This is a genomic window from Kitasatospora sp. NPDC030952, assembly GCF_055571335.1.
Window position 1 is genome coordinate 85,902 of sequence record NZ_JBVIFM010000009.1, and the last position, 20,143, is coordinate 106,044.

The 20,143-nt window shown below is 73.5% G+C and carries 18 protein-coding genes; 12 read left to right on the forward strand and 6 right to left on the reverse strand.

Features of this window, described 5'->3' with window-relative positions:
• The first annotated feature begins 7 nt into the window (after positions 1-7).
• From ACZ47G_RS17815 to ACZ47G_RS17850, 8 genes are all read left to right on the forward strand, one after another.
• Positions 8-2,425, forward strand: a complete 2,418-nt coding sequence (locus tag ACZ47G_RS17815; protein ID WP_465743972.1) for an FxsB family cyclophane-forming radical SAM/SPASM peptide maturase — start codon at positions 8-10, stop codon at positions 2,423-2,425.
• 20 nt (positions 2,426-2,445) lie between these two features.
• Positions 2,446-3,222 (forward strand): AAC(3) family N-acetyltransferase, encoded by a 777-nt coding sequence (locus tag ACZ47G_RS17820; protein WP_465743657.1) that lies wholly within the window; start codon positions 2,446-2,448, stop codon positions 3,220-3,222.
• Positions 3,223-3,320: 98 nt separating this feature from the next.
• Positions 3,321-3,557 carry a hypothetical protein gene (locus tag ACZ47G_RS17825; protein WP_465743659.1) on the forward strand — a complete coding sequence of 79 codons (237 nt, stop codon included), beginning with the start codon at positions 3,321-3,323 and terminating at the stop codon, positions 3,555-3,557.
• A 171-nt stretch (positions 3,558-3,728) separates the two neighbouring features.
• Positions 3,729-4,262, forward strand: coding sequence for a SigE family RNA polymerase sigma factor (locus tag ACZ47G_RS17830; RefSeq protein WP_465743974.1), 534 nt, complete (start codon positions 3,729-3,731; stop codon positions 4,260-4,262).
• On the forward strand, positions 4,262-4,876 hold the full coding sequence (locus ACZ47G_RS17835) for a PASTA domain-containing protein (protein ID WP_465743661.1): 615 nt from the start codon (positions 4,262-4,264) through the stop codon (positions 4,874-4,876). The genes ACZ47G_RS17830 and ACZ47G_RS17835 overlap by 1 nt, the downstream gene beginning before the upstream one ends.
• A gap of 235 nt (positions 4,877-5,111) precedes the next feature.
• A complete protein-coding gene (locus ACZ47G_RS17840) occupies positions 5,112-5,780 on the forward strand; it encodes a DUF4097 family beta strand repeat-containing protein (RefSeq protein ID WP_465743663.1) in 669 nt (222 codons plus the stop codon).
• A gap of 85 nt (positions 5,781-5,865) precedes the next feature.
• On the forward strand, positions 5,866-6,945 hold the full coding sequence (locus ACZ47G_RS17845) for a serine hydrolase domain-containing protein (RefSeq protein ID WP_465743665.1): 1,080 nt from the start codon (positions 5,866-5,868) through the stop codon (positions 6,943-6,945).
• Positions 6,946-7,571: 626 nt separating this feature from the next.
• The gene (locus ACZ47G_RS17850; protein WP_465743667.1) at positions 7,572-8,435 is read left to right on the forward strand and encodes an alpha/beta fold hydrolase; all 864 of its coding nucleotides are present in this window, start codon (positions 7,572-7,574) and stop codon (positions 8,433-8,435) included.
• Between the two features lie 75 nt (positions 8,436-8,510).
• On the opposite strand, the gene ACZ47G_RS17855 is transcribed toward ACZ47G_RS17850, so the two are convergent.
• The 3 genes from ACZ47G_RS17855 to ACZ47G_RS17865 all read right to left on the reverse strand — a co-directional run bounded on the left by ACZ47G_RS17855 (position 8,511) and on the right by ACZ47G_RS17865 (position 10,185).
• Positions 8,511-9,071, reverse strand: coding sequence for a GNAT family N-acetyltransferase (locus tag ACZ47G_RS17855; protein ID WP_465743669.1), 561 nt, complete (start codon positions 9,069-9,071; stop codon positions 8,511-8,513).
• Positions 9,072-9,151: 80 nt separating this feature from the next.
• On the reverse strand, positions 9,152-9,712 hold the full coding sequence (locus tag ACZ47G_RS17860; RefSeq protein WP_465743671.1) for an NIPSNAP family protein: 561 nt from the start codon (positions 9,710-9,712) through the stop codon (positions 9,152-9,154).
• Positions 9,709-10,185, reverse strand: a complete 477-nt coding sequence (locus ACZ47G_RS17865) for a hypothetical protein (RefSeq protein ID WP_465743673.1) — start codon at positions 10,183-10,185, stop codon at positions 9,709-9,711. The genes ACZ47G_RS17860 and ACZ47G_RS17865 overlap by 4 nt, the downstream gene beginning before the upstream one ends.
• Positions 10,186-10,249: 64 nt before the next feature.
• On the opposite strand from ACZ47G_RS17865, the gene ACZ47G_RS17870 reads away from it, so the two are divergent.
• A complete protein-coding gene (locus ACZ47G_RS17870; protein WP_465743675.1) occupies positions 10,250-11,179 on the forward strand; it encodes a helix-turn-helix transcriptional regulator in 930 nt (309 codons plus the stop codon).
• A 44-nt stretch (positions 11,180-11,223) separates the two neighbouring features.
• On the opposite strand, the gene ACZ47G_RS17875 is transcribed toward ACZ47G_RS17870, so the two are convergent.
• Complete coding sequence (locus tag ACZ47G_RS17875; RefSeq protein WP_380455203.1) at positions 11,224-11,421, reverse strand: DUF397 domain-containing protein; 198 nt, start codon at positions 11,419-11,421, stop codon at positions 11,224-11,226.
• 215 nt (positions 11,422-11,636) lie between these two features.
• Here ACZ47G_RS17875 and ACZ47G_RS17880 point away from each other — a divergent pair, with 215 nt between their 5' ends.
• Genes ACZ47G_RS17880 through ACZ47G_RS17890 form a run of 3 tightly spaced genes read left to right on the forward strand, consistent with a single transcriptional unit; the run spans position 11,637 to position 18,255 of the window.
• Positions 11,637-13,259: a TIR-like protein FxsC gene (locus ACZ47G_RS17880; RefSeq protein WP_465743677.1), complete on the forward strand. Its 1,623-nt coding sequence runs from the start codon at positions 11,637-11,639 to the stop codon at positions 13,257-13,259.
• Between the two features lie 41 nt (positions 13,260-13,300).
• Complete coding sequence (fxsT, locus tag ACZ47G_RS17885; protein WP_465743976.1) at positions 13,301-17,254, forward strand: FxSxx-COOH system tetratricopeptide repeat protein; 3,954 nt, start codon at positions 13,301-13,303, stop codon at positions 17,252-17,254.
• 32 nt (positions 17,255-17,286) lie between these two features.
• A complete protein-coding gene (locus tag ACZ47G_RS17890; protein ID WP_465743679.1) occupies positions 17,287-18,255 on the forward strand; it encodes a 2-hydroxyacid dehydrogenase in 969 nt (322 codons plus the stop codon).
• On the opposite strand, the gene ACZ47G_RS17895 is transcribed toward ACZ47G_RS17890, so the two are convergent.
• Both ACZ47G_RS17895 and ACZ47G_RS17900 read right to left on the reverse strand, forming a co-directional pair.
• Positions 18,252-19,106, reverse strand: coding sequence for an alpha/beta fold hydrolase (locus ACZ47G_RS17895; RefSeq protein ID WP_465743978.1), 855 nt, complete (start codon positions 19,104-19,106; stop codon positions 18,252-18,254). The two genes, ACZ47G_RS17890 and ACZ47G_RS17895, sit on opposite strands and share 4 nt — an antisense overlap.
• Positions 19,107-19,127: 21 nt before the next feature.
• The gene (locus ACZ47G_RS17900; protein WP_380455197.1) at positions 19,128-20,027 is read right to left on the reverse strand and encodes a DUF4231 domain-containing protein; all 900 of its coding nucleotides are present in this window, start codon (positions 20,025-20,027) and stop codon (positions 19,128-19,130) included.
• Positions 20,028-20,143 lie beyond the last annotated feature (116 nt).

Consider the following 20,143-nt stretch of genomic DNA (forward strand, 5'->3'; position numbering starts at 1 on the left):
ACCCATGATGACGCGAATTCCGGTGCCACTGACGCAATTCGTGGTCAAGATGCACAGCCGGTGCGATCTCGCCTGCGACCACTGCTACGTCTACGAGCACGCGGACAGCAGCTGGCGCTCCCGCCCCAAGGTCATCGGGGAGGGGATCCTGGCCAAGGCCGCCGAGCGGATCGGTGAGCACGCGGTCGCCCACCGGCTGTCCGCCGTCCGGGTCGTCCTGCACGGGGGAGAACCCCTGCTCGCCGGCCCGGACCGGTTGCGCCGCGCCGCCGAGGCGCTGCGGGCGGCGCTCCCGCCCGGCTGCGGCCTCGATCTGCGCATCCACACCAACGGCGTGCTGCTCAGCCGCGCGTTCTGCGAGCTGTTCGCGGAACTGGACCTCAAGGTCGGCATCTCGCTGGACGGCGACAAGGCCGCCAACGACCGCCACCGGCGCTTCGCCGACGGCCGCAGCAGCCACCCGCAGGTGCTGCGGGCGGTCGGGCTGCTGAACGAGCCGGAGTTCCGGCACCTGTTCGCCGGGCTGCTGTGCACCATCGACATCGAGAACGACCCGGTGGCCGTCTACCGGGCGCTGGCCGAACTACGGCCCCCCGCCGTGGACTTCCTGCTGCCGCACGCGACCTGGGAGGAGCCGCCGAAGCGGCGCCCGGGCGATGCCGCGCGGACGCCGTACGCGGACTGGCTGCTCGCCGTCCACAGGCTGTGGGAATCGGACGCGCGTCCGTTCGCCGTGCGCACCTTCGAATCCGTGCACCGGACGGTGCGTGGGCTCTCCAGCCTCACCGAGTCGCTCGGACTGGAGCCCTCGGACCTCGCGGTGTTGGAGACGGACGGGACCTTCGAGCAGGCGGACAGCCTGAAGACCGCCTACGACGGGGCGCCCGTCACCGGCATGAACGTTTTCGCGCACAGTCTCGACGACCTCGCCCGCCACCCCGGCATCGCCGCCCGCCAGTCCGGTCTGGCCGGGCTGAGCGAGACCTGCCGGGCCTGCCCGGTGGTCCGCGCCTGCGGTGGCGGGTTGTACGCCCACCGCTACCGTGCGGACAATGGCTTCGACAATCCCTCCGTCTACTGCGGTGACCTCATGACGCTCATCAACGGCATTGCGGAGAGCGGAGGTTCGCCCTCCGCCCCGGCTCCGGTGCCCGCCCAGGGCGGCCGGCCGCTGCTGCCGACCGCGCTCTCGCCGGCCCAACTCGACGAACTGGCCCGGGGGTACGGCGGGGCCGACACCATCGCCGCCCTCGGGCAGGCCCAACTCTCGCTCACCCGCGCGATGTTGGCCGCCGCCTGGGATGCCTCCGGGCAGGGGCGGGCGGCGGCCTGGGAGTTGCTGTCGGAGCTGGACGGGGCGGCGCCCCGGGCGGTGGACGCGGTGCTGGCGCACCCGTACGCGCGGGCGTGGGCGGCGCGGCGGATCGCCGGGGACCTGTCGGTGGGGCTGGGGCCGATGGCGGCGCTGGCGGCCGCGGCGGCGGTGCGGGCCGGGCGGGGGGACGCGGTGACGGTGCCGGTGCGGGGCGGGTGGCTGCACCTGCCGACGCTGGGGCGGGTCGCGGTGCCGGACGGCGAGGCGGTGGTGACCGGGCGGGCGGACGGCTTCGAGGTGCGGGCCGCCGACGGGACGGTGGCCACGGTGCTGGACCAGCCGTTGCGGCGGGTCCGGCTGGCCGGGGGCTGGACGGTCGTCCTGGAGGACGTGGACCCGCTGCGGGACAGCCATGACCACCCGGTGGCCGAGCGGCTCGCCGAGACCGAACTGCTGGGCTGGACGGGCGCGTTGCGCGAGGCCTGGGAGCTGCTCGGGCGGGACCTGCCGGCCTACGCGGAGGGCATCCGGGCCGGGCTGGCCACGGTGACCCCGCTGCGGCCCGGACCGGCCGGGCGGGACGTCAGCTCGGCGGCCCGGCAGGCGTACGGCGCGGTCGGCATCGCCCGGCCCGCGACGGCGCCGACGCTGGCGCTGCTGCTCGCGCACGAGTTCCAGCACGTGAAGCTCGGGGCGGTGCTCGACCTGTTCGACCTCTACGACCGGGCCGACGACCGGCTGTACTTCGCCCCCTGGCGGCCCGACCCGCGCCCGCTGGAGGGGCTGCTCCAGGGCACGTACGCGCACCTGGCAGTCACCGAGTACTGGGGCACCCGGACGGCCGCGTACGACGGCCTGGCCGGGGAGGCCGCCGAGCGGGCGCGGGCGCAGTTCGCGCTCTGGCGGCGGTACACGGCGGAGGCGGTGGAGCGGCTGGGCGAGTCGGGGGCGCTGACCGGGCTCGGGGAGCGGTTCGCGGCGGGGATGGCGGAGAGCGTCGCGCCGTGGCTGGACGTGCCGCTGCCGGCGGCGGCGGAGGCCGAGGCGTCCCGGGCGCGTACGGCGCGTACGGAGCGACCGGAGCTCTCGGAGCGGATGGCCGGGGCCTGAGGGTGGAGGAGGGGGTCGCGGTGATCGCTGTGGCCGATCTGGTGGACGGGTTCGCCGGGCTGGGTGTCCGGGCGGGCACGGTGCTGCACGTCCAGGCGTCGTTGCGGGCGGTCGGGCCGGTCCAGGGCGGGGCGGCCGGCGTGGTCGACGCGCTGCTCGAAGTCCTGGGCGAGGACGGGACGTTGGTGGCGTACACCGCGACGCCCGAGAACTCCTCGACGTCCCGGATTCACCAGGACGCGGTGGCGGGGCTCGCACCGGCGGAGGCCGAGGCGTACCGGGCGCGGATGCCGCGCTTCGACCCGGCCACCACCCCGGCCTCGCCGACCCTGGGCGCCCTCTCCGAGGCCGTCCGCACCCGCCCCGGCGCCCTGCGCAGCGGGCACCCGCAGACCTCCTGGGCGGCGCTCGGACCGCGGGCCGGGGAGATCACCGCCCGGCACCCGCTCACCTCCCACCTCGGCCCGGACACCCCGCTCGGGCGGCTGTACGAGCTGGACGCCCGGGTGCTGATGCTCGGCGTCGAGATGGCCCGCTTCACCGCCTTCCACCTCGCCGACCTGCGCCAGCCCGGCGTACGGGAGCGGGAGTACCGCTGCGTCACCCCGGAGGGCTGGACCGCCTTCCGGGCGGCCGAGTTGGACGACCTGCACTTCGGGGCGCTGGGCGCCCGGGTGCTGGCCGAGGCCGAGGGGGTGCGCACCGGGCGGATCGGCGGCGCCGACTGCCGGCTGGTGCCGGTCCGGGAGGCCGTCGACCTCGCCGACCGGCTGCTGCGGACCGGCGCGATCGGCTGAGCCCAGCACCGGACCGGTAGCGTTCCGGTCATTCCCGGTGACCCCGGGGTGTCGTTGCGTCCGCGCCCTTCGGCGCCGGGTGACCGTGTTGGCGACCGGTGCTGCTGGGCAACGGCGACGGCAGCTTCCGGGCGCCGGAGTTCCTGCCCGCCGGGTCCGGCGACTTCTCCACTCCGGACACGGCGGTGGCCGGGCGGTTCACCCGCCACGGGGGTCTCGACCTGGCGGTCACCAACGCCCAGGACGCCACCGTCTCGGTGCTGCTGAACGGCGGCGGGTGCCCGGGGCCGTGGAGCGGGTGCCCGTGGCCGTGGGGCGGGGCCCGGCGCGGGTAGCGCCTGCTGCGGCGGCCCTGCTGGGGAAGTGATGCGCGTCACGCTTGGCGAACCGGTGCAGCAATGGCGCGTGGGCGGCCGTCAGGGAGGCGAGAGCACCGAGGAGGAGAGCATGAGTGCATCGGCGGGGCGCTGGTGAGACTACGAAGGCGCGGCGGGGGAGAGCGGGGGATCGACTTCGTCGAGTTCGTCCAGCAGCGTTCTCCGGCGCTGTTCCGCACCGCCTACATCCTGACCGGCAGCCAGCACGCGGCGGAGGACCTGCTGCAGGAGGCGTTGGAGAAGGCGTGCCGGCACTGGAAACGGGTCACCGTCGCGGATTCGCCGGAGGCCTATGTGAGACGGATCGTGGTGAACCTCGCCAACGACCGGTGGCGCGGGCTGCGTCGCGTGCGCGAGCCGGCGGATCTCGCGGAGCGGGCCGATCCCGGTGACCCGTACCGGCTGGTGGACCTGCGCGACGAGCTGGTCCGGGCGCTGCACGCCCTGCCGATCGGGATGCGCACCGTCGTGGTGCTGCACTACCTCCACGACATGGACGACCAGCAGATCGCCGCGACCCTGGGCATCTCGCCCGGCTCGGTGCGCTCACAGCTCGCCCGTGGTCTGGCCAAACTGCGTGCCGCAGGACCCTCCTGGGCACCACGGTCCACCGCGCCGGGCGGCGACCGACCCACTCCGCTTCCGCAGCTCGAAGGTGCGTGATGACCCCGTTCCCGCCCGGCGCCGACCCCGCGCGCTGCGACTCACTCCCGGACACCGACCTCGGAGAGGCACTGATCCAGGCCATGGACGACTTCACGAACGACGCGCGCGTCCCCGCGATCGACGGCGCCGCCATCCTTCGCCGCACCCGTCGCCGACACACTGTGCTCATGGCGACGGCAGCCGCGGCCGCCATCGCCCTCACGGCGGGCGCGGCATTCGCGGTGCACGCCGTCAATCAGCCGGCCGGCGGGACCGTTGCCGCAGCCCCGGCCGGAGCGAGCGTCTCGCCCTTGCGCGGGAGCGGCACCCCGTCCCCGGTCGCCCCCGTGCCCACGGCCACCATGGGCTCCGGCGCGCCGTCCCCGGGGCCCGACACCGCCCCGGAGCCGGGTCAGCCCGGGATCACCGTGCCGGCAGTCGTGGGCCTGCCGCAGGCCCAGGCGGAGAAGGCGCTCACGGACGTCGGGTTGAGGATCGAGCACGTGCAGATGTTCACCGACTGGAAGGTCCCGGCGGGCGCTGTGATCAGCACCGAGCCCCGGCCCGGCGCCGTCGTCGCACCGGGCACCGCCGTGACCGTCTTCGTCTCCAAGGGGAGGCCCGGAGGCTGAGGCGCACGGAGCAGCGGCCCTGCCATAGCGTTCACTCTCAGTCCATTGCAATGAACGAGAGTGGTGGCGTTGCATTTCCGGCAGGGCCGTTGCAATGATTGCAGAGCATCTAGCTGCGGTTATGGCGATTAAGCGCAACTGGACTGTTGCTGCAGATGCGAACGCAACGTAGCGTTTCCTTCATCAGAAAGCGGCGGGGCCAAGAGGCCACGACGCGGAGGAGAAGGAGAGCACCATGCAGAAGTTCGCCACCACCGCCCCGGTCTCGGCCGTCCTGGACATCCCCGCGGGCCGCATCCGGTTCATCGCCGCCGACCGGTCCGACACCGTCGTCGAGGTCCGGCCCGCCGACGCCACCAAGAGCCGCGACGTGAAGGCCGCCGCGCGGGTCGAGGTCGCCTACGCCGACGGCGTGCTCCGAGTGGTGACCCCGGAGGCGCGGAACCGCGTCCTCGGCAGCTCCGGCTCCGTCGAGGTCACCGTCCAACTCCCGGCCGGCTCCCGGATCGACGCCACCGCCGCGCTCGGCGAGTTCCGCGGCGTCGGCCGCCTCGGCGACGTCACCCTCAAGGCTGCCCAGGGCACCGTCAAGCTCGACGAGACCGCCGGCGCCCACCTCGCCCTCCAGGACGGGGACATCGAGGTCGGCCGACTCGGCGGCCCCGCCGAGATCCACACCCAGAAGGGCGACCTGCGGATCACCGAGGCCGTGAGCGGCGCCGTCACCCTGCGCACCGAGTACGGCCGGATCGCCGTCGGCGCCGCCCGCGGGGTCTCCGCCGCCCTCGACGCCGGCACCGGCCACGGCCGGATCCACAACGCCCTGAAGAACGCCGACGGCACCCCCGGGCTGACCATCCACGCCACCACCGCCTACGGCGACATCACCGCCCGCAGCCTCTGAGCCCGCGCTCCCACTCCCGCCCACGCCACGCCCGCCACGCCCGCCACGCCCGCCACGCCCGCCACGCCTGAGAGAAGGAACGACCATGAGCAGCATCGAGCAGGACCGCCCCGAACTGAGCAAGGCCGCCCAGGACTTCGTCGACGCCGGTTTCGCCGGAATACAGCTGCGGGTGCGCGACGACCGCGGCGAATGGACCGGCAGCGCCGGGGTGCACAAGCTGGGCGAGAGCGCGAAGCCGTCCACCGAGGGGCAGTTCTGGGTCGGCAGCACCACCAAGACCTTCGTCGCCGCCCTGCTGCTGAACCTCGTCGCCGACGGCGCGATCGGGCTGGACTCGCCGGTCGCCGAACACCTGCCCCGGTTCGCCCTGGACGAGCGGATCACCGTGCGGATGCTCCTCCAGCACACCAGCGGCGTCTACAACTGCACCGGCGAACTGGAGGGCGGCGAGTTCGTGCCCGGGCTGCCCTCGATCGGCAAGGCGTGGGTGGACAACCGGTTCCACAGCTACCGACCGGACGAACTGGTGGAGTTCGCGCTGGCCAAGCCCGCCCGGTTCGAACCGGGAACCGACCAGAGCTACTCCAACACCAACTACACGCTGGCCGTGCTGCTGGTCGAAGCCCTGAGCGGACGCTCCTACGCGGAGGAGATGCAGCGGCGGATCCTGCGGCCGCTGGGGCTGGCGGACACCGTGGTGCCGGGCGACCTCTCGGAGCTCCCCGGCCCGCACGCCCACGGCTACTGCCGCTACCAGGACGGCGAGGAGTGGAAGGTGGTCGACGTCTCCCGCCAGAACCTCTCGCTGCTCTGCGGCTCCGGGGACATGATCTCCACCACCCGGGACCTCCAGGTGTTCTTCACCGCCCTCCTCGGCGGCCGACTGCTGCCGGCTGAACTGTTGGCGGAGATGCGGACGCCGCACGGCCTGCTCGGCTACGGACTGGGCCTGTTCATCCAGGAGTTGGGCCCGGAGAACGGCGACGTCACCATCGTCCACCACAACGGCGGTGCCCCCGGCGGCTACGGCGCCCTGATGATCGCCACCCCGGACGGCAGCCGCACCCTGACCGCCGGACTGACCACCGGCGACTCGGACAAGAACCCGGCGGTCGAGTTCCCGAAGGCCCTGGACCAGCTGATCAAGGCCGTCTTCTGCTGACCCGGGCTATCGCCCGGCCGCCGAGGCCCTGGCGCGCAGGAAGTCGGTGCCACCGACTTCCTGCGCAGGCGCGTCGGGGCGGGAGCTGGGCCGAACTGTCGCCTGAACATGGCTACTGCTTCGGGCTCGCCGAGGAATGGTGAGCCCTGGGGCTGTTCCGTCAGCGCGGTGTCCAGTTCGGGGTGGCGGCCGCCGCCGTCGGCGCAGGGGCCAAGTTTGCTCCATGCGCTTCCGGGAACGGTGCGCCCGACGTCAGGCCGTGAACCCGCCGGCGATCACGTCGAGCCGGCGCAGCAGGGTCTCGGTCATCGAGGTGCTGGAGCTCCTGACGCTGGTCGGGACGTACCCGACGGTCGCCGGCATCCTCAACGCCTGCCGGGTGCCGATCGACGACCGGCTGCCCCGGGCGAGCGCGTAGGGTCTGTCCGGCCCCGGCCCCTGTCGGACCCCGCTCCTAGGATCGGCGCTGTGCCCGGCCCGTGAGATCCGGCGCGCGAGGCCCGGCCCGTCAGGCTGGTCCCGTGAACGCTCGGACCGTAGTGCGGATGATCTTCGCCGAGTAGGGTGGATCACCGTACGGGGGCGGCCGTTCGTGTGCGGCCCCGGGGGACAGGGAGTGTGGACAGATGCAGCCGACGTTCGTACTGGTACACGGAGCCTTCGCGAACTCCTTCTCGTTCGCGCCGCTACAGGCCGAACTCGGCCTGCTCGGGCACCGTTCGGTGGCCGTCGACCTCCCGGGCCACGGGTTCGCCGCCACGTTCCCGCGGGCCTACCAGGCGCCGCAGGACCTCGCCGAACTCGCCACCGCGGCCGGGGCGATCAAGGGCGTCACGCTCGCCGACAACGTCGCGCACCTGATCGGGATCCTGGAGCGGGCCAAGGAGAACGGGCCGGTCATCCTGGTCTCGCACAGCCGCGGCGGGCTGACGGCCACCGTCGCGGCCAACCGGCGGCCCGACCTGATCGACCGGATCGTCTACGTCTCCGCCTGGGCGCCCGTCGACCTCACGGTCGGCGCCTACTACGCCGAGCCCGAGATGGCCGCCGTCGACGCCGCCGGGCTGGCCGCGGCGATGGCCGGCAACCCGGCCGAACTCGGGCTGCTGCGCTGCAACTTCCGCACCGCGGACCCGGCCGTCCTGGCGTCCTTCAAGGCGGCCTTCCTGGCCGACGGGACGGACGAGGAGTTCATGGTCTTCCTCAACACCTTCCAGCCCGACGAGAACCTCGACGCCGGCGGCCCCGACGACCGGGCGCGGGCCGACAGTTGGGGCCGGATCCCCCGGTCGTACGTCCGGCTGGCCGAGGACACCAGCATCCCGCCCGCCATGCAGGACCGGATGATCCGTGAGGGCGACGCCCTGACGCCGGACAACCCGTACGACGTCCGGACGCTCGTGAGCAGCCACCTGAAGTGGCTGGTCGACCCGGCCCCGGCGGCCCGGGTGCTGGGGGAGGTCGCCGCGCTGCTGTCCAGCGGGTCCTGACCCGCGCGGACGCCCGTGCACGGGAAGTCGGCCCATCCGACTTCCCGTGCGTGCCTGCATGCGTGCATGCAGGCGTCAGGTCTCCTGCTGCCATGCCGACCGGGTCAGCTCGTACTCGACCTCGCCGTGCTCCGAGCCGGGGATCGCGTCGGGCCAGTCGCCGGTGAAGTTCCGCAGGAAGGACAGCCCGGACTTCTCCATCACCCGCCGGGAGCGGGAGTTGACGGCCATGGTGTTCGCGGTGACCCGCTCCACGCCCAGCTCGGTGAACCCCTTGCGGATCAGCGCCCGGCAGCCCTCGGTGGCGTAACCGCGTCCCCAGGAGGCCTGGTTGAGCCGGTAGCCGAGTTCCACCACGGCGGGGCTGTGCTCGTCGAGGGGGCGGAACTCGAACCAGCCCAGGAAGGTGCCGGTGGCCGTCTCCTCGGCGGCCCAGAAGCCGCGGGTGCCGAAGCACGGGTAGTCGTGCAGGAGCCGGGGCAGGACCTTCGCCCGGACGGTCTCCGGGCTGGTCGGCTCACCGCCGTTGATGAAGCGCATGACCTCGGGGTCGTCGTCCAGCGCGTGGAGGGCGTCGGCGTCGGCGTCGGTGAACGGGCGCAACACGAGCCGTTCGGTCTCCAGGAAGGCGTGCATGCGGTGATCCTCGCCGCCGGACGCCGGGCCTGCCACCGGATATCCGGGTGCCCCGGCGAGGGGCCGGGGCACCCGGACGGTCAGGCGGTCACGGGCTCCAGCCGGAGCCGCCGCATCGGCGATGCCGGCACCAGGGGTGCTTCGGCCGGGCCGAACCACACCCGGACGTCCTCGCCGCTGCGGACGGGCAGGACGGGGAAGTCGTTCTCGGCGTGCTCGGTGCGGTGCAGCGCGTGGCCGGGGCCGAGATGCCGGGCGGCGTAGCCGTCGAAGGCGGCGGTGTCGGCCGGGTGGCAGACGGTCGCCAGCACCTCGCGGGCCCCGGGCGGCGGCAGGAAGCCGGGCCCGCGCAGCAGCAGGACGTCGTCGCTGTCGACCATGGTGGCGTTGGCCGCGTCGCGGTGCTCCCGCCAGACCGGCCCGTAGTAGAAGGCCTCCAGGGAGCGGCGGCGCTCGGCCATCGAGGGGAAGGCGCGCAGCCAGACGAAGCGGTCCGGGTCGTCCAGGTCGCGGAACCGGCCGCCGAGGGTGATGCCGACGGCCTCCTGCCCGGTCACGAACTCCCGCTCGAACAGCTCGATGAGGGTCTCCCGGGCGCCGGGGCGCAGGGTGTACTGGCGCAGTTCGACGATGAAGCTCATGCCGCCAGCCCCTCGAACGCGGGGCCGGTGCGGGTGAAGTCCATCGTCCAGTTCAGCTCCCAGCTGCGGCCCCCGTCGGCGGAGAACTCCTGCTCCCAGCGGGCGGTGTCCGGGCCGAGGCGGTGCCAGGCGAAGTGCACCCGGATCGGGCGGCCGTCGAGGACGTCGTCGCCGTGGAAGTCGCCGCGCTCCCCGGTGAAGCCGCCGACCACCGGGGGGTCGAGCCGCCCGGTCCGGCTGTCGGACCAGTGGATCGACCACTGCTCGGTCGCCCGGTCGAACAGCCGCAGGGTGGCGCCCCGGCGGTCGAGGGTGGGGAAGAGGATCTCGTCGATGTTGCCCGCGCCCCCGAACAGCGGCCGGCACGCCGTGCGGCCGGGGAACTCCTCCCAGGTGCCGCCACCGGTGAGCGGTGCGGTGAGGCGGCGGTTGGCCACGTTCCAGGAGCCGTGAAAGAAGTCGAAGTCGTTCATGCGCCGCAGGCTAGGGGCACTCCACTGACATCCACTGTCAGTGGAGACGGGAACACTGGGCGGCATGCGCGCGAGCCGACTGGTCAACCTGCTGCTGCTCCTCCAGAACCGGGACCGGATGACCGCCCGGCAACTGGCCGGGGAGCTGGAGGTCTCCGTCCGCACCGTCTACCGGGACGTCGAGGCGCTCGCCGCCGCCGGCATCCCGCTGTACGGCGAGGCCGGGCACGCGGGCGGCTACCGGCTGGTCGACGGCTACCGCACCCGCCTCACCGGGCTGACGGCCGACGAGGCGCAGGCCGCCTTCCTCGCCGCCCTCCCCGGCACCGCCGCCGACCTCGGCCTCGGCGAGGCGCTCGCCGCCGCCCAGCTCAAGCTGCGGGCCGCGCTCCCCGCCGAACTGCGCGAGCACGCCGGGCGGATCCAGGAGCGCTTCCTGCTGGACGCCCCCGGCTGGTACGGCCGCGCCGACGAGACGCCGCACCTGGCGGCCGTCGCCTCGGCGGTGTGGGCGCGCCGGGCGGTGCTGCTGCGGTACCGGCGGTGGCGGGCGCCGGAGGAGATCGAGCGCCGGGTGGAGCCGTACGGGCTGGTGCTCAAGGCGGGCCGCTGGTACCTGGTGGCCGGCGGGCCGTCCGGGACGCGCACCTACCGGGTCGACCAGATCATCGAACTCGGCGACCCCGGGGGCGAGTTCGCCGTGCCGGAGGGCTTCGACCTGCCCGCGTACTGGCGGACGTACCTGGCGGACTTCCACGCCCGGCTGCACACCGGGGAGGCGCTGGTGCGGCTCACCCCGGAGGGCGCCCGCCGCCTCGGGGTGACACCGGGGGAGGGCGACTGGACGGAGGCCCTGGTCCCGATCGAGTCGGTCGACCACGCGCACGGGGAGTTCCTGCGCCTCGGCGCCGAGGTCGAGGTGCTCGAACCGGCCGAGCTGCGCGAGCGGATCGCCGGGACGGTCCGGACGCTGGCGGCCCGCTACCGGCAGTAGCGGGTCAGCGAGTCAGCGGGTCAGCGGGTCAGCTGGGCAGCGGGTCAGAGGCCGACGAAGTGGTCGAACTCGCCGTCCTTGGCGCCCAGGATCCAGGCGTTGAGCTTGACCCGGGTGGTGGTGACGACCAGGTCGGGGTTGTCGGACTGGCGGATGTAGACGAGGTCCCCGGCGGAGGCGATCTCCAGGTACTGGGCCTCGCCGGCGCTGAAACTCGACCGCTGCCAGTTGAGCTGGTCCATGAGGGCCCCTTCTGATCGTTCGCGTCGGCTGATCGTTCACGTCGGCCGCAACGAGGGTACTGGTCCACGCAAGAGGACAGCGGCATCGTTTCGGTCATGTCAATTCGTACGACCCGTTGTGCTATTCCATTGGGGTGTCAGTCGTTCCTACACTGAGACCCCGCCGCACGGGGGCTGCGGGAGGCAGGTTGCCGACGGGCCCGGGGGAGGCACGTGTGACTGACCGGGGCTGGGACGAGGACGAGGCCCGGCCGTACTTCTTCCTCTCCTACGCGCACACGCCGAAGTCCGGTGCGCGTGGCGCCGGCGACCCGAACCACTGGGTGCGCCAGCTGTACCGCGACCTCTGCGAGGCGGTGCTCCAACTCACCACCGTCCCGGCCGGCGTGCCCGTCGGGTTCATGGACGAGTCCATGCACCAGGGCGAGTTGTGGGCCGAGCGGCTGTCCGAGGAACTGGCGACCTGCCGGGTGTTCGTGCCGCTGTACTCGCCCCGGTACTTCAACAGCGTTCCGTGCGGCCAGGAGTGGCATGCCTTCACCCGCCGTCCGGTCTACCCGGCGACCATGGAGGTGGAGCGCACCAGTGGCATCGTCCCGGTGCTGTGGGCGCCGATGAGCCGTTACCGGCTGCCCAAGGTGGCCAGCGAACTGCAGTTCAACCACGCGGGATTCGGGCCCGACTACGCCACCGAGGGCCTGTACGCGCTGATGAAGCTCAGCTACTTCCGGGCCGCGTACGAACTGGCCGTGCACCGGCTGGCGGCGCGGATCGTCCAGGTGGCGGAGGAGACGGTGATCCCGGTCGGGCGGCGGCTCGAATTCAACGGCCTGCCGAGCGCGTTCAACGTCTCCGCCCCCACCAAACAGCTGCGGATCTCCGTACTCACCTACCACCAGGGCGAGTTGCCGCGGGACCGCAACCCCGACTTCTACGGCGCCCGGCGCACCGACTGGCACCCGTACCGCCCGGCCGGATCCCCCATCGCCCAGCACGCCGTGCGCCTGGCCCGGCAGTTGGGGTTCCAGCCGACCGTGCACGAGTTCGACGACGAGGTGGAGTCGATCATCGAGGGCAACGCCGAGGCCCCCGGGCTGCTGCTGCTCGACCGCTGGTCACTGCGCGACCCGCGCCGCCGCGAACTCGTCCGCCGCTTCGACCGCTCCGACGCCACCTGGGTCAGCGTGCTGGAGCCGTGGAACACCGACGACCGCGAATGCCTCGAACGGGACGGCGAGTTCAGCGGGCTCTCCGACCAGACCCTGCGCAAGACCCGGCGCGCGGGCCGCCCCAGCTTCCTCGGCGTCACCGGCCCGACCGGGCTGAACAGCCTGGAGGACTTCGACGACGCGCTGCCCCGGGCCGCGATGAAGGCCAAGTACGCCTTCGAGAGCCGCACCAGGGCCGAACCGGAGGAGCCGCCGACGCCCCGGCCCAGCCTGCGCGAGGCCTTCCGCCGCGGTCCCGGAGGGTACGGGCCGGACGGCTTCGGCGGGCACCGGACCGAACCCTACGGACCGGAACCCTTCGACCGGGACCACGACCCCGATCGGGATCCCGACCGGGACCGGGGCCCGGACCGGGACGGCCGCGACGGCCCCACCGCCCGGAACGATCCCCCCGACCGCAGCACCCCCCTCGACCGCGGCACCCCGCTCGACCGCCACACCGACCGAGTAGATCGCACGACCGACCGCACGACCGACCGCACCACCGGCCGCACCACCGACCTCAACCACCGCACCGCCCGTGAGAACGATCGCGACCACCGCTACGACCGTGACGACGGCGATGACCCCGATGCTGGGATGGCGCCCTTGGGAGGACCGAACCGATGAGCGACAACACCACCAGGAACCTCCGCCTCGGCGCCGCCGAGATGGCCGCCGCCCGCGAGGCCGCCCGGCGGGCCGCGGAACAGGACCGCAACGGCCGGATCATCACCTTCTACTCCTACAAGGGCGGCACCGGCCGCACCATGGCCCTCGCCAACACCGCCTGGATCCTGGCCGCCAACGGCTTCCGGGTGCTCACCGTCGACTGGGACCTCGAAGCCCCCGGCCTCGCCAAGTTCTTCCACCCCTTCCTGGACCCGGCCTCGCTGGCCGGCACCACCGGGATGATGGACCTCATCGCCGAGTACCGCGAGGAGGCGCTGCGCCCGGTCGAGCACGCCGAGGGCTGGCACCTGGACTTCGCCCGGGTGCACCCGCACGCGCTCTCGCTCTCCTGGCCGTACTTCCCGGCCGGCGGCAGCCTGGACTTCCTCTCCGCGGGCCAGTTCAACCGCGACTACTCCGAGGCCGTCACCCACCTCGACTGGGACATCTTCTACGACCGCTTCGACGGCGGGCAGTTCTTCGACGCGCTCAAGGCCGACATGGCCAAGCGCTACGACTACGTGCTGATCGACTCCCGCACCGGCCTGTCCGACATCGCCGAGATCTGCACCGTCCAGATGCCCGACGACCTGGTGGTCTGCTTCACCCTCAGCGACCAGTCCATCGACGGCGCCTCCCGGATCGCCCAGCACATCCACGACCGCTACCGCGACCGCGGCATCCGCATCCTGCCCGTCCCGATGCGCATCGACGAGGGCGAGAAGGAGAAGGCGGACGCCGGCCGCGCCCTCGCCCGGGTCCGCTTCGACGGCCTGCCCGCCGGCCTGGGCGGCGAGGAACTCGCCGGCTACTGGGGCTCGGTGGAGATCCCGTACCGGCCCTTCTACGCCTACGAGGAGATCCTCGCCACCTTCGGCGACCAGACCGGCACCCCCACCTCGATGCTGGCCGCCTGCGAACGGCTCACCTCGATGATCACCGAGGGGCGGGTCAGCGGGCTGCCGGCGATCGACGAGGAGGTGCGGCTGCGCTACGTCGACGCCTTCACCCGCCGCCGCCCGTCCGTCCCCGCCGACCTCTACCTGTCCTACGTGCCCGAGGACCGGATGTGGGCGGACTGGATCGAGTCCGTGCTCACCAGGGCCGGCTTCCGGGTGCTGCCGCGCGACCTCAGCGCCGGCACCGACCCGCGCGAGGAGACCGAGCGCGGCATCGACTCCGCCTACCGCACGGTCGCCGTGCTCTCGCCCGCCTACCAGCGCTCCCCGCAGGCCCGGGCGCTGTGGGAGTCGGTGGTCAACTCCGACCCCTCCGGCACCCGGCGCCAGCTGCTGCCGGTGCGCGTCGGCGACGTCCGGCTCACCGCGCCGTTCAGCAACCGCAACCCCGTCGACCTGGTCGGCCGCGACGAGACCCAGTCCATCCAGAGCCTGCTGCGCGCCCTCGGCCGCGGCGACGCGGTGCTCGGCGACGCCCCCGCCGGCGGCCCGCGCTTCCCCGGCAGCAAGCCCTCGGTCTGGGACGTCCCGCCGCGCAACCCCTCCTTCACCGGCCGCGCCGCCGTCCTGGAGCAGCTGCGCAACCAGCTGCGCGGAGGCATGGCGGCCGTCCTGCCCACCCCGCAGACCCTGTACGGGCTCGGCGGCGTCGGCAAGACCCAGGTGGCGCTGGAGTACGCCCACCGCTTCATGTCCGACTACGACCTGGTCTGGTGGATCGACGCCGAGCAGACCGAACTGGTCGCCCCGGCACTGGCCGAACTCGCCCGCCGACTCGGCCTGCGGGTCGGCGACTCGGTCACCGAGGCCGCCGAGGCCGCCCGGGAGGCGCTGCGCCGCGGCGTGCCCACCTCGCGCTGGCTGCTGATCTTCGACAACGCCGACGAGCCCTCCGAGATCCGCCGGTTCTTCCCCGGCGGCTCCGGCCACATCCTGGTCACCTCCCGCAACCAGGCCTGGACCGGGCACGCCGAGGCGCTGGAGGTCGACGTCTTCACCCGCGGCGAGAGCGTCGAGCACCTGTGCCGGCGCGCCCGCAGCCTCTCCCGCCCGGACGCCGACCGGGTCGCCGAGGCCGTCGGGGACCTCCCGCTGGCCGTCGAGGTGGCCGCCGCCTGGCTGGACACCACCGGCACCCCGGTCGACACCTACGTCAACCAGCTGCACGCCGAGGCCGCCCGCGCCCTCGCCGTCGACCACCCCACCGACTACCCCACCCCGGTCGCCGCGACCTGGAACGTCTCGATCGGACGGCTGCGCCAGCAGTCCCCGGCGGCCGTCCGGCTGCTCCAGCTGTGCGCCTTCTTCGCGCCCGAGCCGATCTCGATGAACCTCTTCTACAGCGACCAGATGATCCGCGCGCTGGTGCGCTACGACGCCGACCTCAGCGACAAGTTCATGCTGGGCAAGGTCATCCAGGCGATCGGCCGGTACGCCCTCGCCAAGGTCGACGCCGGCAGCAACAGCTTCCAGGTGCACCGGCTCGTCCAGGCGGTGATCCGGGCCGGGATGACCGACGACGAGCAGGAGATCGCCGTCCACGAGGTGCACCGCATCCTCACCGGCGCCCGGCCCGTCCTCGGCGACACCGACGACCCCGCCAACTGGCCCGCCTTCGACGAGATCTGGCCCCACCTGTCGCCCTCCAAGGCGCACAACTGCGACGAGGCCGACACCCGCCAACTGCTCATCGACCGGGTCCGCTACCTGTGGAAGCGCGGCGAACTCGACCGCGCCCGCGACCTCGGCCACGCCCTCGACGCCGAATGGACCAGCAAACTCGGCGACGACGACCGGCAGACCCTCCTGCTGCGCTTCCAGCTCGCCAACGTGCTGCGCTCCCAGGGCAACTACGCCGAGGCGCTCGCCCTCGACGAGGCCACCCTGGAGCGCCAGCGGGTGCTGCTCGGCGAACACCACCCGTACACCCTGATGACGGCCGGCTCGCTCGGCGCCGACCGGCGGGCACTCGGCCGCTTCCAGGCCGCGCTCGACCTCGACCAGGAGATCCTGGAGCAGTTCCGCGAACTCTTCGGCGACGACAACCCGCGCACCCTGTCGATGGCCAACAACCTGGCCATCGACTACCGGCTGGTCGGCAACAGCGAGGCCGCCCGCGAACTCGACCAGGAGACCCTCGACCGGCGCACCGCCGTCCTCGGCCCCAAGCACCCCTACACCCTGTCCACCAAGTCCAACCTGGCCCGCGACCTGCGCGAACTCGGCGACTACCGCGGCTCGGTAGACCTCCTCCAGGAAGTCACCTCCGACCTCGGCGACGTGCTAGACCCGGACCTCCCGGAGAACCTGCGCAACGCCAAGTCGCTGGCCGTCTCGCTCCGCCGGATCGGTCAGCTCGCCGAGGCCCGCCGGATCACCAAGGAGACCTACGAGCGCTACCTGGAGCGCTACGGCGCCGACGCCCCCGACGCCCTCGCCTGCGCGCTCAACCTGGCCGCCGACCACAGCGCCTCCGGCGACAAGGAGGCCGCCCGCGACCTCTGCTCCACCGTCTTCGAGGGCCACCGGCGGCTGTTCGGCGACGAGCACCCGTTCACCCTGGCCTGCGCCAACAACCTCGGCATCTACCTGCGCGGCAGCGGCGACGTCCAGGGCGCCATCGAACGCGGCCGGCTCACCGTCGACGGACTGACCCGCTCCGTCGGCGCGGAGCACCCGTACACCCTCAACGCGGTGATCAACCTGGCCAACGCCTACGGCGACGCCGGGCAGACCGACCTCGCCGAACAGCTCGGCCGGTCCGCCTACGCCGGCCTGTGCGGGCGCTACACCCCGCAGCACCCGGACGCCGTCGCCTGCGAGGCCAACCTGGCGATCACCCTGCGCGCGGCCGGCCGGCACACCCAGGCCGCCGAACTGCGCGCCCGGGCGATCTCCGAGCTGATCCGGCAGTTCGGCGAGGAACACCCCAACACGGTCTCCGCGCGCGGCTGGAAGCGGATCAACCGCGACCTGGAGCCGCAGCCGGTGTAGTCGGGGAAGGGGGCGGGGTACGCTCCGGAACCATGAGTGCGAGCACCCCGCCCCCGGTCCTGGTCACCCGGCACCCCGCGCCCGGCGTCCTGGAACGGCTCACCGACCGGTACGCCGTCACCTGCGGCGAGACCGACCGGGCGCTGGAACGGGCCGAACTGCTCGACGCCGTCCGCGGCCGCCGGGCCGTGCTCACCACCCTCAACGACCGGGTGGACGCCGAGTTCCTGGACGCCGCCGGCCCACAGCTGGAGATCGTCGCCAACCACGCCGTCGGCTACCACAACGTCGACCTCGCGGCCTGCGCCGAACGCGGCGTGGTCGTCACCAACACCCCCGGGGTGCTCACCAACGCCACCGCCGAGACCGCCTGGGCCCTGCTGCTGGCCGCCACCCGCCGGCTCGGCGAGGGCGAGCGCCTGCTGCGCTCCGGCACGCCCTGGACCTGGAGCCCGAACTTCCTGCTCGGCCTGGAACTGGCCGGCACCCCGCTCGGCGTGCTCGGCATGGGCCGGATCGGGCAGTCGGTGGCCCGCCGGGCCGCCGCCTCCGACATGCCGGTCAGCTACCACAACCGCCGCGAACTGCCGCCCGAGCAGGCCGCCGGCGCCGAGTGGAAGCCGCTGGAGGAGCTGCTGGCCACCTCCACCGTGCTGGTCGTCACCTGCCCCTGCACCGAGGAGACCCGGCACCTGCTGGACGCCCGTCGGCTGGCCATGCTGCCGCCCGGGGCGGTGGTGGTCAGCATGACCGCCGGCGTGGTGGACGAGGAGGCGCTGGCCGCCGCCCTGGAGTCCGGCGCGCTGTTCGCGGCCGCCGTGGACAACTTCGAGCACGAGCCCGCCGTCCCGTCCGCGCTGCTCGCCCAGGAGCGCGCGGTGCTCGTCCCGCACCTGGGCAGCGCCACCGTGCGCACCCGGCAGGCGATGGGCGACCTCGCGGTGGACAACATCCTGGCGGTGCTGGGCGGTTCCGGGCCGCTCACCCCGATCCGGAGTTAACCCGCGGCCCAGGCCAGGGCCGTGGTCATCACCCGGAACGCCCCGAAGTGCGCCGCGCCGGGCTCCAGGAAGAGTTCGGCGCCCGGGATGTGGTCGGCCAGCCAGCGGGAGTGGTCGACCGGCGAGAACTGGTCGTCCGCGCCGTGCCACAGCCAGGTCGGCACCCCGATCGACCCGACCTCGAAGCCCCACTCCGCGGTGAAGGCCAGCACGTCGTCGATCCAGCCGTCCGCGCCGTGCCGGAACGCCTCCCGGTAGTTGCTCTGCAGCATCCGGCGCAGCCCGCTGTCCGCCACCACCTCCCGGTCGGCGGGGGAGAGTTCGGTGCGCAGCCCGTTCAGCAGCCGGACCGGGTCGTCCTTGATCTGCCGGGAGCGGAACTCCATCGCGTCCGCGATCCGGCCGTGCCCGCGCTCCGCCTCCCGGTAGGCGCGGACGTTGGACGGGGTCATCCCCGCGTACCAGTCCAGGCCGGTCGCGGCGCGCGGGGCCAGCCCCACCAGCACCGCCACCCGGCTGACCCGTTCCGGCAGCAGCGCCGCGCAGGCCAGCGCGTGCGGGCCGCCGCCGGAACGGCCCAGCACCGCGAAGCCGTCCAGCCCCAACTCGTCGGCGATGGTGCGCACATCGGCCGCCGCGTGGGCGACCCGGCGGCCGAACAGCCGGGTCGAGTCGCCGTAACCGGGCCGGTCGTAGGAGATCAGCCGCACCCCCAGCCGGTACAGCACGGTGCTGCGCGGGTGCGGCCCCACCCGGCTGCCCGGCATGCCGTGCAGCAGGAACACCGGACGGCCGCGCGGGTCGCCGAGGGACTCGACGGCGAGGGCGCGGCCGTCCGCCGTTTTGACCATCCGTAACGCCACGCGTTCCTCCTAGTACTCCGGGTCGGTGGTGGTGCGCACCTCCCGGCGGGCCTGCCAGGTGGTGTGCTCGCGGGACACCGCGTCCTCGGCGTCCCGGGCCAGCCGCGCCCAGAGCTCCTCGGCGTCCACCGACTCCAGGTCCAGCCGGGCGAGTTGGAGGCGGATCAGCTCCAACTCCTCGGCCGCCAGCGCGTACGCGGCGGCCAGCGGGCGGTACTGGCGCAGCTGCGCCCAGGCGGTGACCGAGGCGGCCACCGCCGAGACCGTGCCCAGCGCGTCGTAGGTGAACGCGCCGAGCGCCCGCAGCACCGCCAGCGCCAGGCCCAGCGCCGGCAGCAGCACGCCCAGCACGCCGGTCCAGTACCCGGCGCGGGCGCAGTAGCGGGCCTTGCGGCGGTACCAGTCGTGCTGCACCCGGATCCGCTCGTTCAGGTACACCTCGCGGCGCACCGCCAGCGGCTGGCCGCGCAGGTCGCGCATCGCCTCGGTGACCTCGACCCCGCTCGCGGGCACGGGCACCGGGCTGTTCCGGAAGGCGCCCAGCACCCGGGTGAGCTGGAAGCGGTACAGCCCCTCGGCGTCCGGCAGGCTGCGCGGCGGCGGCCGGTAGGCGTCCGCCCGGACGGCGAACTTCCAGGCCAGTGTCTTCACCGACTCGGCGGCCGCCCGGCCCTCGTACCAGAGGCCCTGGGGGTTCTGCCGGCCGATCACCACCGCCAGCGCCACCGCGCCCAGGTACGCCGCGGCGGCCGACCAGGCCCACGGCTCGCCGTCGGCCGAGCCGGTCGCGGCGGCGAGCAGCAGCAGGGCCAGCTCCCCGGCGGAGAGCAGCACCGCGCGGCGCTGGCCGCGCAGCGAGGCCGCGTCGGCGGCCCAGAAGAACTCGGGCAGCAGCTCCTGTTCGCGCACCCACCCGGTCGGTCCCGCACCAGACGCCATGCTCGGCCCCCACCCGTCGCTCAGGTCCCTCGGCTCTCCTGCCCCGGGCGGCTTCCCGGTACGCCTGGCGGTGGCCGGAGCGGTCC

Coding starts and splice junctions, on each gene's coding strand:
- ACZ47G_RS17815 (WP_465743972.1), top strand. CDS start 8: ATGACGCGAATTCCGGTGCCACTGACGCAATTCGTGGTCAAGATGCAC.
- ACZ47G_RS17835 (WP_465743661.1), top strand. CDS start 4,262: ATGACCCCGTTCCCGCCCGGCGCCGACCCCGCGCGCTGCGACTCACTC.
- ACZ47G_RS17840 (WP_465743663.1), top strand. CDS start 5,112: ATGCAGAAGTTCGCCACCACCGCCCCGGTCTCGGCCGTCCTGGACATC.
- ACZ47G_RS17845 (WP_465743665.1), top strand. CDS start 5,866: ATGAGCAGCATCGAGCAGGACCGCCCCGAACTGAGCAAGGCCGCCCAG.
- ACZ47G_RS17850 (WP_465743667.1), top strand. CDS start 7,572: ATGCAGCCGACGTTCGTACTGGTACACGGAGCCTTCGCGAACTCCTTC.
- ACZ47G_RS17855 (WP_465743669.1), bottom strand. CDS start 9,071: ATGCACGCCTTCCTGGAGACCGAACGGCTCGTGTTGCGCCCGTTCACC.
- ACZ47G_RS17860 (WP_465743671.1), bottom strand. CDS start 9,712: ATGAGCTTCATCGTCGAACTGCGCCAGTACACCCTGCGCCCCGGCGCC.
- ACZ47G_RS17865 (WP_465743673.1), bottom strand. CDS start 10,185: ATGAACGACTTCGACTTCTTTCACGGCTCCTGGAACGTGGCCAACCGC.
- ACZ47G_RS17870 (WP_465743675.1), top strand. CDS start 10,250: ATGCGCGCGAGCCGACTGGTCAACCTGCTGCTGCTCCTCCAGAACCGG.
- ACZ47G_RS17875 (WP_380455203.1), bottom strand. CDS start 11,421: ATGGACCAGCTCAACTGGCAGCGGTCGAGTTTCAGCGCCGGCGAGGCC.
- fxsT (WP_465743976.1), top strand. CDS start 13,301: ATGGCCGCCGCCCGCGAGGCCGCCCGGCGGGCCGCGGAACAGGACCGC.
- ACZ47G_RS17890 (WP_465743679.1), top strand. CDS start 17,287: ATGAGTGCGAGCACCCCGCCCCCGGTCCTGGTCACCCGGCACCCCGCG.
- ACZ47G_RS17895 (WP_465743978.1), bottom strand. CDS start 19,106: ATGGTCAAAACGGCGGACGGCCGCGCCCTCGCCGTCGAGTCCCTCGGC.